The sequence below is a fragment of the Streptomyces sp. NPDC102462 genome (genome assembly GCF_044765425.1).
Lineage (GTDB): Bacteria > Actinomycetota > Actinomycetes > Streptomycetales > Streptomycetaceae > Streptomyces.
On the sequence record NZ_JBIWKB010000017.1, the window covers coordinates 1 to 15,043 of the forward strand.

15 protein-coding genes are annotated in these 15,043 nt (G+C 70.3%); 6 read left to right on the forward strand and 9 right to left on the reverse strand.

Annotated features, from left to right (window positions below; all coding sequences use genetic code 11):
• Positions 1-345: 345 nt before the first annotated feature.
• A complete protein-coding gene (locus ACIRFL_RS16715; protein WP_404028990.1) occupies positions 346-987 on the reverse strand; it encodes a DNA-3-methyladenine glycosylase in 642 nt (213 codons plus the stop codon).
• 136 nt (positions 988-1,123) lie between these two features.
• Between ACIRFL_RS16715 and ACIRFL_RS16720 the strand changes: the two genes are divergently transcribed.
• From ACIRFL_RS16720 to ACIRFL_RS16730, 3 genes are all read left to right on the forward strand, one after another.
• A complete protein-coding gene (locus tag ACIRFL_RS16720; RefSeq protein WP_404028991.1) occupies positions 1,124-1,906 on the forward strand; it encodes a sporulation protein in 783 nt (260 codons plus the stop codon).
• A gap of 41 nt (positions 1,907-1,947) precedes the next feature.
• The gene (locus ACIRFL_RS16725) at positions 1,948-2,487 is read left to right on the forward strand and encodes a YbhB/YbcL family Raf kinase inhibitor-like protein (protein ID WP_404028993.1); all 540 of its coding nucleotides are present in this window, start codon (positions 1,948-1,950) and stop codon (positions 2,485-2,487) included.
• 166 nt (positions 2,488-2,653) lie between these two features.
• Entirely contained in the window at positions 2,654-3,157 is a 504-nt protein-coding gene (locus tag ACIRFL_RS16730; protein ID WP_404028995.1) for an HNH endonuclease, read from the forward strand.
• 283 nt (positions 3,158-3,440) lie between these two features.
• Here the strand turns inward: ACIRFL_RS16730 and ACIRFL_RS16735 are convergent, their stop codons facing one another.
• From ACIRFL_RS16735 to ACIRFL_RS16745, 3 genes are all read right to left on the reverse strand, one after another.
• Positions 3,441-4,406 carry an SPFH domain-containing protein gene (locus ACIRFL_RS16735; protein WP_404028997.1) on the reverse strand — a complete coding sequence of 322 codons (966 nt, stop codon included), beginning with the start codon at positions 4,404-4,406 and terminating at the stop codon, positions 3,441-3,443.
• Positions 4,407-4,536: 130 nt separating this feature from the next.
• The gene (locus ACIRFL_RS16740; protein WP_404028999.1) at positions 4,537-4,968 is read right to left on the reverse strand and encodes an NfeD family protein; all 432 of its coding nucleotides are present in this window, start codon (positions 4,966-4,968) and stop codon (positions 4,537-4,539) included.
• Between the two features lie 49 nt (positions 4,969-5,017).
• Positions 5,018-5,815, reverse strand: coding sequence for an ABC transporter ATP-binding protein (locus tag ACIRFL_RS16745; RefSeq protein WP_388717805.1), 798 nt, complete (start codon positions 5,813-5,815; stop codon positions 5,018-5,020).
• A gap of 152 nt (positions 5,816-5,967) precedes the next feature.
• On the opposite strand from ACIRFL_RS16745, the gene ACIRFL_RS16750 reads away from it, so the two are divergent.
• Positions 5,968-6,756, forward strand: a complete 789-nt coding sequence (locus ACIRFL_RS16750; RefSeq protein ID WP_404029001.1) for a hypothetical protein — start codon at positions 5,968-5,970, stop codon at positions 6,754-6,756.
• A 99-nt stretch (positions 6,757-6,855) separates the two neighbouring features.
• On the opposite strand, the gene ACIRFL_RS16755 is transcribed toward ACIRFL_RS16750, so the two are convergent.
• From ACIRFL_RS16755 to ACIRFL_RS16770, 4 genes are all read right to left on the reverse strand, one after another.
• Complete coding sequence (locus ACIRFL_RS16755) at positions 6,856-7,095, reverse strand: chaplin (RefSeq protein ID WP_404029003.1); 240 nt, start codon at positions 7,093-7,095, stop codon at positions 6,856-6,858.
• Between the two features lie 184 nt (positions 7,096-7,279).
• Entirely contained in the window at positions 7,280-7,525 is a 246-nt protein-coding gene (locus ACIRFL_RS16760) for a chaplin (protein WP_404029235.1), read from the reverse strand.
• Positions 7,526-7,698: 173 nt separating this feature from the next.
• A complete protein-coding gene (locus ACIRFL_RS16765; RefSeq protein WP_404029005.1) occupies positions 7,699-8,340 on the reverse strand; it encodes a response regulator in 642 nt (213 codons plus the stop codon).
• Positions 8,333-9,502, reverse strand: a complete 1,170-nt coding sequence (locus ACIRFL_RS16770; RefSeq protein WP_404029007.1) for a GAF domain-containing protein — start codon at positions 9,500-9,502, stop codon at positions 8,333-8,335. The genes ACIRFL_RS16765 and ACIRFL_RS16770 overlap by 8 nt, the downstream gene beginning before the upstream one ends.
• A 436-nt stretch (positions 9,503-9,938) precedes the next feature.
• On the opposite strand from ACIRFL_RS16770, the gene ACIRFL_RS16775 reads away from it, so the two are divergent.
• Entirely contained in the window at positions 9,939-10,673 is a 735-nt protein-coding gene (locus ACIRFL_RS16775) for a transglycosylase SLT domain-containing protein (protein ID WP_404029009.1), read from the forward strand.
• 90 nt (positions 10,674-10,763) lie between these two features.
• Here the strand turns inward: ACIRFL_RS16775 and ACIRFL_RS16780 are convergent, their stop codons facing one another.
• Complete coding sequence (locus tag ACIRFL_RS16780; RefSeq protein ID WP_404029011.1) at positions 10,764-13,250, reverse strand: FHA domain-containing protein; 2,487 nt, start codon at positions 13,248-13,250, stop codon at positions 10,764-10,766.
• Positions 13,251-13,488: 238 nt separating this feature from the next.
• Here ACIRFL_RS16780 and ACIRFL_RS16785 point away from each other — a divergent pair.
• Positions 13,489-15,043 (forward strand): streptophobe family protein (locus ACIRFL_RS16785; RefSeq protein WP_404029013.1); only part of this gene is annotated, 1,555 nt, incomplete at its 3' end.

A 15,043-nucleotide genomic window follows, 5' to 3' on the forward strand; every position in this document is an offset into this window, starting at 1 on the left:
GTTGACTTTTGGCACGCTGTTGAGTTCTCAAGGAACGGACGCTTCCTTCGTACTCACCCTCTCGGGCTTTCCTCCGGGCGCTTCCCTTCGGTGTTTCCGACTCTATCAGACCCTTTCGGAGTCCGATTCCCGGCCGGCGGGGCCTTTCGACATTCACTACGTTAGCTGATTCCCTCGTGGACTCATAATCGAGTTCGCGAGTTCCTGAATTCAGGCATGCGGACATGCTGAATAGGCCCTCGCTGAGGGGTGTCGCAGGTAGTGGGTTGGCCGCTTCCGGCTGCTGGCGAATGCCGTACCCGGTTCAAGCGGCTCGGGCTACATTACGCACCTTCCAAGGAAGCGTCAACTTGAGCGGCGCCGGGGCACATGGGCCCGATAGGGGCTCACCGTCGGGTCGTTGGCGATCCAGTAGCGCCACGGGTGGACCCCGCCGTCGCCGGACACACCCGTGCGCGGACCGTTGCGTACCTGGTCGGCGGGGACGGGGGTGCCGGTGGCCACCCTCAGCGGGGTCTCGCCGCGGGCACAGGCGTCCGTGCCGTCGAGGGCCCGGCCCACGTCCAGGGCGGTGGCGAGCCGCGCCGGGCCTTTGGCCAGTTCCTTGTCGTTCCGGGCCGAGAGTCGACGTTTGCGCGCCAGATCGGCGCCCTCGATGATCTCCCCGGCGCGGAGCAGCACGGCGCTCGCCCGGCCCTCGGGCCCGCAGACGAGGTTCATGCAGTGCCACATGCCGTAGGTGAAGTAGACGTACACGTGTCCTGGCGGGCCGAACATCACTTCGTTGCGGGGGGTGCGGCCGCGATACGCGTGCGAGCCCGGGTCGTTCGGCCCGTCGTACGCCTCGACCTCCGTCAGGCGCACCACGATCGGGCCGTCCGGGGTCGTCCGTACCAGGATGCGGCCCAGCAGGTCGGGGGCGACCTCCAGTACGGGGCGGTCGAAGAAGCTCCTGGGGAGTGGCGTACGGTCCGGGGGCACGATCATGGCTCTGGAGCGTAGTCCAGTCGGGTGGGTGTCAAGAGGGGGTGGGGGCCGCTCCGGTCGCCGGGGCGAGCCGCGGAACCGGCTGGGCCCGGATCGCGTTTGTAGGGATCAAGGGTCCGTACGTAAAGGGAGAGTCATGGCGTTCAAGAGGCTGCTCGCGAGTCTGGGGGCCGGCGGGGCTTCGGTGGAGACGGTGCTCACCGAGGAGAACGTGGTACCGGGCGGCGTCGTCCAGGGTGAGGTGCGGATCCAGGGCGGATCCGTGAACCAGGAGATCCAGGGGCTGAACGTGGGCCTGCAGGCGCGGGTCGAGGTGGAGAGCGGCGAGGAGGAGTACAAGCAGAACATCGAGTTCACCAAGGTGCGGCTCGGCGGCGCGTTCGAGTTGCAGGCGGGGGCCGTGCACGCGGTGCCGTTCGGGCTGGAGATCCCCTGGGAGACGCCCGTCACGATGATCGACGGGCAGGCGCTTCGTGGCATGCACATCGGGGTGACGACCGAGCTGGAGATCGCCCGCGCCGTGGACTCCGGTGATCTGGACCCGATCAACGTGCACCCGCTGCCTGCGCAGAAGGCGATCCTGGACGCGTTCATCCAGCTGGGCTTCCGCTTCAAGAACGCGGACATGGAGCGCGGTCACATCCGCAACACGCGGCAGCGGCTGCCGTTCTACCAGGAGATCGAGTTCTATCCGCCGTCGCAGTACCACGGCCTGAACCAGGTCGAGTTGAGCTTCGTGGCCGACGAGCAGGCCATGGACGTCGTGCTCGAAATGGACAAGAAGGGCGGGCTGTTCAGCGAGGGCAGTGACACCTTCCGGTCCTTCCAGGTGGGGCTGCACGACTTCCACGGGACCGATTGGGCGGCGTACCTCAACCAGTGGCTGTCCGAGGTCGGCAGCAGGCGCAACTGGTTCTAGGCTCGTTTCCCTCTACAGGAAACGGATCAGGAGGTACCGAGGTGACCGAGCCCAAGCGGCGGCCGCTCCCCCATGATTTCCACCCGCCCGTGCCGTCGTTCACGGTGACGAGTGAGGACATCGAGGAGGGCGCGACGCTCAAGGACGCTCAGGTCTACGCGGCCGGCAACACCTCGCCGCAGCTGCGGTGGGCGGGCTTCCCGCCGGAGACCAAGAGCTTCGCCGTCACGTGCTACGACCCGGACGCGCCGACGGGCAGTGGGTTCTGGCACTGGACCGTGTTCGACATCCCGGCCTCGGTGACCGAGCTGCCGGCCGGTGCGGGCAGCGGCGCGTTCGAGGGTCTGCCCGCGGGCGCGGTGCAGGTCCGCAACGACTACGGGACCAAGGACTTCGGCGGTGCCGCGCCGCCGCCCGGGGACGGCCCGCACCGTTATGTCTTCACGGTGTACGCGGTGGACCAGGAGAAGCTGGGTCCGGACGCCGACGCCTCCCCCGCCGTGGTCGGTTTCAATCTGCGTTTCCACGCGATCGCGCGCGCCCACCTCATCAGCGAGTACGAGAACCCCGCGGAGGGCTGATCCGGCGCGCGGAATCAGCCGAGCGTTCATGGAACGTTTGCCCGCCCCCGGTCTTGGACGTGATCGGGGGCGGGCATTTTTTATTGCGTTGTCCATCTCGGCGCGCCCGTCCAGAGTTGATCCAAGCCCGCCGGGGGGTGGGCGGTGCGCACGGGAGGTGGGCTGGATGCGGGACACGCTGGTGCTGAACGCGAGCTTCGAGCCGCTGTCGACGGTGACGTTGAACCGAGCCGTCGTGCTGGTGCTCCAGGACAAGGCGGTCGTCGAGCAGGCCCACCCCGAACTGCGGATGCGGGGCGCCGATGTGGACATACCCGCGCCTCGGGTGATCAGGCTGTGCAGATACGTACGGGTGCCCTTCCGAAGACAGGCTCCGTGGTCGAGGCGGGGTGTGCTGGTGCGGGACCGGCACCGCTGCGCCTACTGCGGGCGGCGGGCGACGACCGTGGACCATGTGGTGCCGCGCTCGCGGGGCGGGCAGGACACCTGGTTGAACACGGTGGCCTCGTGCGCCGAGGACAACCATCGCAAGGCCGACCGGACTCCGCAGGAGGCCGGTATGGAGCTGCTGCGGGAGCCGTTTGAGCCTACGCCGGCCGATGCGATGGTGCTTGCGCTGGGCGAGGGGGTTGAGGCTCTGCCGGACTGGTTGGCTCGGGGTGCGGCCTGAGGGGGCGCCTCGCCGTAGTGGCTTGCGTGCGGAATTGACTGCGGGCCGTGTGTGGTTGCTCGCGCCGTTCCCCGCGCCCCTTTCGGGGCACTGTCGGGGCGGGGGGCTTCATTCGAACCGATGAGCGTCTGCCGGGCTTGGGGCGTCTGTCGTCCGTCGGTTGTGTGTGGTTGCTCGCGCCGTTCCCCGCGCCCCCTTCGGGGCTTGGGGGGTCTGTCGTCCGTCGGTTGTGTGTCGTTGCTCGCGCCGTTCCCCGCGCCCCTTTTGGGGCGCGGGTTGGGGGTTAGTCGATCTGGGGTTTTTCGCGGCGTTCTGGGGTGGGGGGGTTCTGCTGGGGCGGGACCGTGGTGCCGTTGTTGCCCGAACCGCCGCCCAGCGGGCCGAAGTTGCCCATCGCGCCGGACAGGCCCTTGAGGGCGTCGCCGATCTCGCTGGGCACGATCCAGAGCTTGTTGGCGTCGCCTTCGGCGATCTTCGGGAGCATCTGGAGGTACTGGTAGGACAGGAGCTTCTGGTCCGGGTCGCCGGCGTGGATCGCCTCGAAGACCGTACGGACGGCCTGCGCCTCGCCCTCGGCGCGCAGCGCGGCGGCCTTGGCCTCACCCTCGGCGCGCAGGATCTGGGACTGCTTCTCGCCTTCGGCGGTGAGGATCGCGGCCTGGCGCGTGCCTTCCGCGGTGAGGATCGCGGCGCGCTTGTCACGGTCGGCGCGCATCTGCTTCTCCATCGAGTCCTGGATGGAGGTGGGCGGTTCGATGGCCTTCAGTTCCACGCGGTTGACGCGGATGCCCCACTTGCCGGTGGCCTCGTCGAGGACGCCGCGCAGGGCCGCGTTGATCTCCTCGCGGGAGGTCAGGGTGCGCTCCAGGTCCATGCCGCCGATGATGTTGCGCAGGGTGGTGACGGTGAGCTGTTCGATGGCCTGGATGTAGCTGGCGACCTCGTAGGTGGCGGCCCGGGCGTCGGTCACCTGGTAGTAGATGACGGTGTCGATGTTGACGACCAGGTTGTCCTGGGTGATCACCGGCTGCGGCGGGAAGGGGACGACCTGTTCACGCAGGTCGATGCGGTTGCGGATGGTGTCGATGAACGGGACGACGATGTTGAGGCCCGCGTTCAGTGTCCGCGTGTAGCGGCCGAAGCGCTCGACGATGGCCGCGCTGGCCTGTGGGATGACTTGGATCGTCTTGATCAGGGCGATGAAGACCAACACCACCAGAATGATCAGGACGATGATGATCGGCCCCATCGTAGTTCCCCGTACCCTTCTCCGCCTCGGCGCTTTGGGAAGATCCTATGTTGTCGAAGATCTTGCTGGTCGAGTCTGGCAGACCGTCGGACAACTCGTGGTCCGTTCGGCCCAGTTGAGTCTCGCGAGGTCAGATGACGATCGCGGTGGCCCCCTCGATGTCCACGACGTCCACTTCCTGACCCGCTTCGTAGGCCCGGCCGGTGTCCAGGGCGCGCGCCGACCAGACCTCTCCGGCGAGCTTGATGCGGCCGCCGGAGGCGTCGACGCGCTCCAGCACGACGGCCTGTTTGCCCTTCAACGCATCGACGCCGGTGGCGAGTTCGGGCCGCTGTCTGCCGTGCCGGTTGGCGATGGGCCGTACGACGGCGACGAGGGCGACCGAGACGATCACGAAGGCGAGCACCTGGACGACCACGTCGAAGCCGAGGCCGGCGAGCACGGCCGCGGCGATGGCGCCCACCGCGAACATGCCGAACTCCGGCATCGCGGTGATGACGAGCGGGATACCGAGCGCCGCCGCGCCGATCAGCCACCACACCCATGCGTCGATGTTGTCCACGTGGTCATGGTAGGGCCGCGGGTCCGCGTCGGACAGGGCGCGAAGGCAGTCAGGACAGCGGCAGGCCCTGGGCGGTCCAGCGGTCGCCGACCTGCTCGACCACGAGCGGGAGGCCGAAGCACAGCGAGAGATTGCGGGAGGTGAGTTCGAGCTCCAGCGGGCCGGCGGCCATGACCTTGCCCTGGCGGATCATGAGGACGTGGGTGAAGCCCGGTGCGATCTCCTCGACATGGTGGGTGACCATGATCATGGAGGGGGCGATCGGGTCGCGGGCGAGGCGGCCGAGGCGGCGGACCAGGTCCTCGCGGCCGCCGAGGTCGAGTCCTGCGGCGGGCTCATCGAGGAGGAGGAGTTCGGGGTCGGTCATCAGGGCGCGGGCGATCAGGGTGCGCTTGCGCTCGCCCTCGGAGAGCGTGCCGAACTTCCGGTCGAGGTATTCGCTCATGCCGAGGCGGTCCAGGAAGGCGCGGGCGCGCTGCTCGTCGACCTCCTCGTAGTCCTCCTGCCAGTGGGCGGTCATGCCGTAGGCCGCGGTGAGCACGGTCTCCAGGACGGTCTGGCGCTTGGGAAGCTTCTCGGTCATGGCGATGCCGGCCACGCCGATGCGCGGGCGCAGTTCGAAGACGTCCGTGCCGGGCCTGCCCAGGGTCTCGCCGAGGATGGTGGCGGTGCCCTTGCTGGGGAAGAGGTAGCTGGAGGCGACGTTGAGCAGGGTGGTCTTGCCGGCGCCGTTGGGGCCGAGGATGACCCAGCGCTCGCCCTCCTTGACCGACCAGGAGACCTGGTCCACCAGGGCCCGGCCCTCGCGGACCACCGATACGTCCTGAAGTTCCAGAACATCGCTCATGAGCGCGTTGTCTCCCCTTGCATTGTGGCCGGTCTCGGCGCAGTCGCGGTCACCAGTGGCTCGGTCCGCCGCGCCGGTGGGCGCAGCCCCTACGAAATCTACGCCACCGGTGCCGCGGTCCATTCCATCGGTCCGGTCCTTAGGGTGGGGGCATGCTCTCGGAACCACGTTCAGGACGCCTTGCCGCTTGGGGAAATGCCCTTTTGGCCGGACTTGTCTCTCCGGATGACGCCGTGCTCGCCATCGTGGGCGAGGACGCGGTGCACCGGCTGGAGGGGCTGCCGGGTGAGTCGGCGCCGGTCGGTCTCACGCTCGGTCTTGGCCGGCTGCGGGCGCTCGGGGTGACGGGGCTGCGGGTGGCGCTGCCGCAGCCCGGGCATCCGCTGGGGCTGAGCGGGCCGCCCGAGTTCAACGCGCGGGCGCTGGAGGCCGAGGAGGCGGTGGTCTGTCACGGCGCCGCGTACGGATTGGTGCCCGAGGTGGACGAGGCGGGCCCGGACGGCGATGTGCACGTCGAGGTGGTCTGGCGCTGTCTGCCGGTGCGGGAGGCACCGCCCGCCGACGTGCCGTCACTGGGCGAGGCGGAGCGGGAACTGGCGGAGGCGCTGCGGGAGGCGACGGATGTGCTGTCGCGGCTGGACCTCGCGGGGTCGGGCCCGGTGGCCGAGGCCGCGATCGACGCCTACCGGGCACGGGCCGAACGAGGGCGTGAGGTGCTGGCGCCGGGGTATCCGCCGCGGGCGGTGCGGGTGCTGGAGCTGGCGCAGCGGGTGGGCCTGTTGGTCTCGTTGGCGTACGACAACGGGCACGGCGGGGCGGTGAGCGCATCGGAGATGGCGGCGCGGGGTGCCGCGCTGCGTCCGGTGGAGCGGACGGCCCGGCGGGCGCAGGTCGCGGCGTACAACTCCGTGGTGGAGGAGCGGGAGCGCGGAGTGCGGTGAGCGGTGCCTCGGGGACGTGGGGGTGTTGGAGCGGGCGTGTCTGGGGGCTGGAGCCCCCAGAACCCCGCTCCGGCCGCGGCGGAACCGAAAGGGCTCGGCTCAGCCGTTGGCGCTCTGGTTGCCGAACGCCGGGTTCAGCAGGCCGACCACGTTGACGCTGAGGCCGGTGGCGTTGACGGGGACGTGCACCGGCGCCTGGACCACGTTGCCGGAGCCGACGCCCGGGGACTGCTCGGCCGCGCCCGACGCTCCCGAGTCGGCGAAGGCCGCGCCGGCCGAAGCGCCCGCGGCGATACCGGCGACGGTCATGGCTACGGCGGCCCTCTTGGCAATGTTCATTGGAAACGTTCCTCCTGCGTGTGCGTATCCGACCCGGCGTGGGTCGCACGCTGATCAACGTCGGTCGGGTCCGGGCGGTACGGACCCGCGCGGCCGACAGCCCGATCGGACGATTGAAACGACAAACGGACCGGCCTCCCGGGGTCCGGGAGGCCGGTGCTCGCTGTCGGCGCGCGGCGCGGCGTCAGCGGTTGAGGCCGAGGTTGCCGAAGGCGGGGTTCAGCAGACCGATGACGTTCACGCTGTTGCCGACCACGTTCACCGGGATGTGCACCGGGGCCTGGATGACGTTCCCGGAGACGACGCCCGGGGAGTGCTCGGCCTTGCCGCCGGCCGACGAGCCGTCGGTGGCGGAGGCCATCCCGGCGCCGGCGGCCACCAGGCCACCGGCCACCATCGTCACGGCCGCTGCCTTCTTCAGGTTCTTCACTTCTAAGCCCTCCTTGGCGATCACCGCGGCAAGTCGCCGCGGCACGCACTGGAGAACGCCGGCGGTGCGCGGAGGGTGCGCCATCCGGGTGACGTTCCCACGACGGTATGAATCTCGGTCCGGAGCGGAACCGTCCGTGGTGCTGCCGGGTGTGGGGCCTACCGGTAGGCGTTTCAGCCGGTCACGCCGTGCCGGACGGCCCACAGCGCGGCCTGGGTGCGGTCCGCGAGGTCCAGTTTCATCAGGATGTTCGAGACATGTGTCTTGACCGTCTTCTCGGACAGCACGAGGGCGCGGGCGATCTCCCGGTTGGAACGGCCGTCGGCTATCAGCCCAAGCACCTCGCGCTCCCGCTCGGTGAGCGAACCTCCGCGGCCCTGACCGGAGTTGACCTCCTCCTGGGAGAGCAGCGCGCCGGCCACCTCGGGCTGGAGCAGGATGTGTCCGGCGTGCACCGAGCGGATGGCGCCGGCGAGCGCGTCGGGGTCCACGTCCTTGTAGACGTATCCGGCGGCGCCCGCACGCAGGGCCGGGACCACCGTACGCTGCTCGGTGAAGCTGGTGACGATCAGAGTACGCGCGGGGTTGCCGAGTTCCCGGAGTCTGCGCAGCGCGTCGACGCCGTCCATGCCGGGCATCCTGATGTCCATCAGGATGACGTCGGGACGCAGTTCCCCGGCGCGGTCGACCCCTTCGGCGCCGTCGGCCGCCTCGCCGACGACCTCGATGTCGTCCTGCACCTCCAGGAAGGTGCGCAGTCCCCGGCGGACGACCTGGTGGTCGTCGACGAGCAGGACTCTGATCGCGTCAGCCACCAGGAACCTCCATCTCGATCGTGGTGCCCTTGCCGGGCGCCGATTCCACCGTCAGCGTGCCGCCGACGCCGCTCGCCCGGTCGCGCATGGAGACCAGGCCGAGATGGCGTCCGGCCCGGTGCACGGAGCGCGGGTCGAAGCCGCCGCCGTCGTCGGTGACCCGCAGCACGGCCCCGTGGCCGCGCCGGTTCACGGTCACATCGACATGGGCGGCTCCGGAGTGCCGCAGGGCGTTGTGCAGGGCCTCCTGGGCGACGCGCAGCAGGGCCTCCTCCTGGGCGGCCGGCAGGGCGCGGAAGCCGGTGCTCGCGAAGGTCACGCGCGCGGTGTGGGCGCGGTCGAGGACCTGGATCTGGGTGCGCAGGGTGGCGATCAGGCCGTCCTCGTCGAGTGCCGCGGGGCGCAGCTCGACCACGGCGGCGCGCAGTTCGTCGGCCGCCTCCGCGGCGAGCGCGGCCACCTGCTGGAGCTCGCCCTTGGCGCGGGCCGGGTCGCGGTCCACGAGGCGGGCCGCCGCCTGGGCGGTCAGCCGCAGCGAGAAGAGTTTCTGGCTGACCGCGTCGTGCAGTTCGTGGGCGAGGCGGGAGCGCTCCTCGGCGATGGTCAGTTCGCGGCTGCGTTCGTAGAGCCGGGCGTTGGTCAGGGCGATCGCGGCGTGCTGGGCGAGGATGGCGAGCAGTTCCTCGTCCTCCTCGGTGAAGGCGCAGCCGCCGGTCCGCCCGGGGGCGGGGCGGTGCCCCTTCGGGTGGCGGCGCTTGTTGGCGAGGAACAGCGCGCCGATGACCTCGTCGCCGTCGCGGATCGGCAGGCCGAGGAAGTCGGACAGCTCGGGGTGGGCGGTGGGCCAGCCCTCGAAGCGTGGGTCCTTGCGGACGTCGGCGAGGCGTACGGGGGCGGCCTCGTGCAGCATCGCGGCCAGGATGCCGTGCTGGCGCGGGAGCGGGCCGATGGCCTTCCACTGGGCGTCGCTGATGCCGGCGACCACGAACTGGGCGAATCCGCCGTGGTCGTCCGGGACGCCGAGGGCGGCGTAGTGGGCGTCGAGCAGGTCGCGGGCGGAGGCGACGATCGTCTTGAGGACGTCGCGCACCTCCAGGTGCCTGCTCATGGCCAGCAGCGCGGAGCTGACCGCGGCGAGGCCGGACCGGGGGCCGTGACTCATGTCCTCACGGTACCGGCGGGGTGCGACAGCGCGGATCGGGCCGGTGACGGCCGCGGCTGGGCCGCTGGCCCTAGGCCCACCGCCGTAGGCCCGATGGAGAACCCTCACGTAGAGCATTGCTTCAGCAACTCCCCGTAAGGACGCCGGCAGGTTCGTGTGACGCCGCACATAGGGCGCAGCTCACTTACGAAGGCATATAGGAGATAAATAGGACCGCCACTAGCGGGAAAGACGTTCCAGTCTGTCCCGATTTGCCCCTCACGGTTCCACTATCACAAATCGTACGTCACATCTTTGCATTGGCTTTTTGCGACAGCTAAGAATGGCTGCCGTCGCTCAACGCCGCGGGTTTCCGTCCGCGGCGTCCGTGCGGAGAGGACCGATCCCCCCGCAGAACGGACGCGACCTCCGCGCTATTCGAAGAGGTCCATCTGCCATGCCCAAGAACATCAACATCCGAGATCTCGGTCGGACGCTGACCAAGCAGCACAAGATCGCGATCACCGGTGTCGGTGCCCTCGGTGCCGCCGCTGTCGCCTTCTCCGCAGTCCCCAGCAGCGCGGAGACGGTCACCTCCGCAACCTCCGTACCCGCCGCCCAGGTGGCCTACAGCACCCACCCGATCCAGGACGTCAAGGGCACCGTCACCGACCAGCTCGCCGCCCAGAACGTCAAGCTGGAAGCCATCGCGACGCAGAAGAAGGCCGCGGCCGAGACCACGCGGAAGCAGGCCGAGACCACGGCCAAGAACGCGGCCGTCAAGAAGGCCGCCCAGGAGCGCGCCGCGCAGCAGACCGCGAGCCGGTCCGCGCAGCGCCCCGAGGTCCAGCCGGTCGCCGCGAAGACCTACAGCAACAACCTGGACGGCTGGATCCGTGAGTCCCTGGACATCATGAAGGCGAAGGGCATCCCTGGCAGCTACTACGGCCTGCACCGCAACATCATGCGGGAGTCCTCCGGCAACCCGAACGCCATCAACAACTGGGACGTCAACGCCGCCAACGGCATCCCGTCCAAGGGGCTGCTCCAGGTCATCCCGCCGACGTTCAAGGCGTACCACGTCCCGGGCACGTCCTGGAACATCTACGACCCGGTCGCCAACATCACCGCGGCGGCCAACTACGCGGCCCAGCGGTACGGCTCGATCGACAACGTGAACAGCGCGTACTGAGGTAGGCGCGGGCCTCAGTCGCGAACGCCGAAGGGCGGCACCCGGTGGCCGGGTGCCGCCCTTGGCCCGTCCTGGCGGCCGAAAACACGCCTACTTGCGCATGACCTCCGGCTCGTGGCGGCGCAGGAAGCGGGCCACGAAGAACCCGCAGACCACGCCGAGGGCGATCAGCGCGGCCATGTCCATGCCCCAGGCGCCGACGGTGTGGTCCCACAGCGGGTCGGTGTCCCCGGCCGACTCCGGGGGGCTGATCTTGTTGAAGTCCAGCGTGGTGCCCGCGGCGGCGACGGCCCAGCGCGACGGCATCAGATACGAGAACTCGTTGACGCCGATCGAGCCGTGCAGGGTGAACAGACAGCCCGTGAACACCACCTGGATGATCGCGAACATCACCAGCAGCGGCATGGTCTTCTCGGCCGTCTTCACCAGCGAGGAGATGATCAGGCCGAACATCATCGAGGTGAAGCCCAGCGCCATGATCGGCAGCGACAGCTCGACCAGCGTGGCGCCGCCGAGGACCAGGCCCTCCTCGGGGATCTCCCGGCTCGCGAAGCCGATCACGCCGACCAGCAGGCCCTGCAGCACGGTGATCATGCCGAGCACGAACACCTTGGACATCAGATACGCCGAGCGCGACAGGCCGGTGGCACGCTCCCGCTCGTAGATGACCCGTTCCTTGATCAGCTCGCGGACGGAGTTCGCGGCGCCCGCGAAGCAGGCGCCGACCGCGAGGATCAGCAGGACCGTGGTCGCGGTGCCGTTGGGGACGATCTGACCGTTGGCGCGCGGTGGATTGGGCAGCAGGCCCTTGTCCGCGTCGATGAGCAGGCTCACCGCGCCCAGCACGGCCGGCAGGATCACCATCAGGGCGAGGAAGCCCCGGTCGGAGACGATCACCGAGATGTAGCGGCGCACCAGCGTGCCGAACTGCGACATCCAGCCCTGCGGCTTCGGCGGCTTCATCGCCTGCAGCGGCGGCACCTGTACGGACTGCGGCGCGACCGCGTCGATGTCCGCGGCGTACATCTGGTAGTGCTGCGAGCCCTTCCAGCGGCCGGCCCAGTCGTAGTCGCGGTAGTTCTCGAAGGCGGAGAAGACATCGGCCCAGGTGTCGTAGCCGAAGAAGTTCAGCGCCTCCTCGGGCGGACCGAAGTAGGCGACCGCGCCGCCCGGGGCCATCACCAGGAGCTTGTCGCACAGGGCCAGTTCGGCGACCGAGTGGGTGACGACGAGGACCGTGCGGCCGTCGTCGGCGAGGCCGCGCAGCAACTGCATCACATCGCGGTCCATGCCCGGGTCGAGGCCGGAGGTCGGCTCGTCGAGGAATATGAGCGAGGGCTTGGTGAGCAGTTCCAGTGCCACCGAGACGCGCTTGCGCTGGCCGCCGGACAAGGAGGTGACCTTCTTCTCCTTGTGGATGTCCAGCTTCAGCTCGCGCAGCACCTCGTCGATGCGGGCCTCGCGCTCGGCGGCCGTGGTGTCGGCCGGGAAGCGCAGCTTGGCCGCGTACTTGAGGGCCTTCTTGACGGTCAGTTCCTTGTGCAGGATGTCGTCCTGCGGGACCAGTCCGATGCGCTGGCGCAGCTCGGCGAACTGCTTGTACAGGTTGCGGTTGTCGTACAGGACCTCGCCCTGGTTGGCGGGCCGGTAGCCGGTGAGCGCCTTGAGCAGGGTCGACTTGCCCGAGCCGGACGGGCCGATGACCGCGATCAGGGACTTCTCGGGGACGCCGAAGGAGACGTCCTTGAGGATCTGCTTGCCCCCGTCGACCGTGACCGTCAGATGGCGGGCCGAGAAGGAGACCTCACCGGTGTCGACGAACTCTTCCAGGCGGTCGCCGACGATACGGAAGGTGGAGTGGCCGACGCCGACGATGTCGTTCGGGCCGAGCAGTGCCGAGCCGCCCTTGGCGATCGGCTGGCCGTTGACGTACGTGCCGTTGTGCGAGCCGAGGTCGCGGATCTCCATACGGCCGTCGGGCGTCGCGTGGAACTCGGCGTGGTTGCGGGAGACCTGGAGGTCGGAGACGACCAGGTCGTTCTCCAGGGCACGGCCGATGCGCATCACGCGGCCGAGCGCGAACTGGTGGAACGTGGTGGGACTGCGGTCGCCGTAGACCGGCGGCGCCCCCGCGCCACCACCGGGGTCCTGCTGCTGCGGGATCGGCGGCTGCTGGGCCGCCTGCTGGGGTTGCTGCCAGTCCTGCTGCGGCGGCTGCTGGGCCCAGCCGGCCGCCTCGCCCTGGGCCGCGTACGGCTGTTGCTGCGGCTGCGCGGCCACGGCCGCGGCACCGGACAGGTTCACCAGCGGACCGTCGGTGGCGTTGCCCAGGTGTACGGCCGAACCGGGACCGATCTCCACCTGGTGGATCCGCTGGCCCTGCACGAAGGTGCCGTTGGTGCTGCCGTGGTCCTCCATGACCCAACCGCGGCCGTTGAAGCTGATCGTGGCGTGCCGCCAGGAAACCCTGGCGTCGTCGAACACGATGTCTCCCTGCGGATCGCGTCCCAGGGTGTAGTGCCTGGACGGGTCGAGCGTCCAGGTCCGTCCGTTTGATTCCAGTACGAGTTCCGGCACTCCATGCCCCACTGAGTTGTCCCCCGAATTTCCCCCGTCGCAGGGAGTCTAGGGATGTCGAACATCGTGGGGAACTATTCCAGGCCCGCCCCTGTGACCGAAAGTCGGGCCTTGTCACGAGCGCGTACCAGCGTCGGGACATCGTCTCGTTGACGGGGTGGAAACCGGCGCGGACAGTGGTAATCCCCCGCGAGGGGGCACGCGGCCGACGGTCGCGCCGCGGATCGGGGGGTCTGCCATGAGCGCTGCCACGCGCATCGGGACCGAGCGGCACGGCGGGCGGCTGCCGTGGGGAGATGTCCTGCTGTCCGCGATCGCCGCCGTGAGCTGGGCGTTGATCGGGATGGCGGGGACGGCCGCGCTCGGACTGCATCTGCTGCGCGCCGACTCGGCCGGCTCACTGGGGCCGATGACGGCGGCCGTTGTGGCGCTCGGGGCGGGTGGTTCCCTCTCGCCGTCCGGAGATCTGTCCGCCTTCGGACTGAAAGGCGCTCAGACGCATACGGCCGTCGAGATCACGCCACTCGGCGTGAGCCTCGTGGGCGCCCTGCTGCTGTCGTGGTTCTTCCTGCGGTCCCTGCGCACGGCCACCGTTGTGATCGCCCCGTCCGAACTCCTCGCGCGCGCGGCGGCGGTGGTCGCGCTGTTCGTGGCGATGCTGGGCGGGCTCGCCTGGGCCGGGCACGACGTCGTCACGATCGACGGCGGAGCGCTCGGGCTCGACCGGCTGCCCGGCGGGGGCGACGGCAGCGGTCTCGGTGACCTCGGGGACATCGGCGGGCTGCTGCCCGACCGGATCGGGGACCTGATCGACGCGAAGGCGGCGGTCGGCTTCACCGTGGACACCGCGCCCACGCTGCTCGGCGGGCTTGGCTGGTCCGCCGGCGTGCTGCTGATCGCGCTGCTCGCCTCGCGCCGCACTCCCCTGCCGCGCGGCTTCGACGCCGTGCACCGGGTGGTCCGGCCGGCGGTCTCGGCCCTCGTCGGCGTCCTGGTCGTGGCCGTCCTGGCGGGGCTCGCGGCGGCGGCGTACGCGGCGATCGGCGACGAGCACCCCCGGCGCGTCGTGGGCGCGGCCCTGCTCGGCGCGCCCAACGGGGTGTGGCTGGGCGTCCCCCTCGGTCTGTTCGTGCCCTTCGACGGCAGGGCCACCGGCGCGCTGACCGCCCTGCTGCCCGACCCACTGGACCGGCTCCTCACCAGCCGGCCCGACCGGCCCGTGACCCTGGGACGACTGGCCGAACTGGACGGCAGGGTCTGGCTGCTCGGAGTGGCGGCGGCGCTCATGATGCTGCTGGCGGGAGTGCTGACCGCGGTACGAACTCCGGTGGGGGCGCGCGGTGGCCGGGGGGCGGGGGGTTCCGGGACGGGGGGCCTCGGGACGGGCTCCAGGACGGCGGGCTCCGGGGCGACCGGCTCCAAGACGGCCGGCTCCGGGACGGCGGACTCCGAGGCCGCGGGCTCCAGGACGGCCGGCTCCAGGGCGGTGGGTTCAAAAACGATGGACTCCGGGGTGGCGGGCTCCGGGACAGGCCCTCGGGCGGCGGGCTCCGGGACGGCCGACTCCGGGACAGCCGACTCCGGGACGGTGGGTTCAAAAACGATGGACTCCGGGGTGGCGGGCCCAAGGACAGCGGGTTCCAGGGCGGTGGGCCCCGGGGCGGCGGACTTCGGGGCGGTGGGCCCCGGGGCGGCGGGCCCCGGGGCGGCGGGCCCCGGGGCGGCGGGCCCCGGGGCGGCGGGCCCCGGGGCGGCGGGCCCCGGGGCGGCGGGCCCCGGGGCGGCGGGCCCCG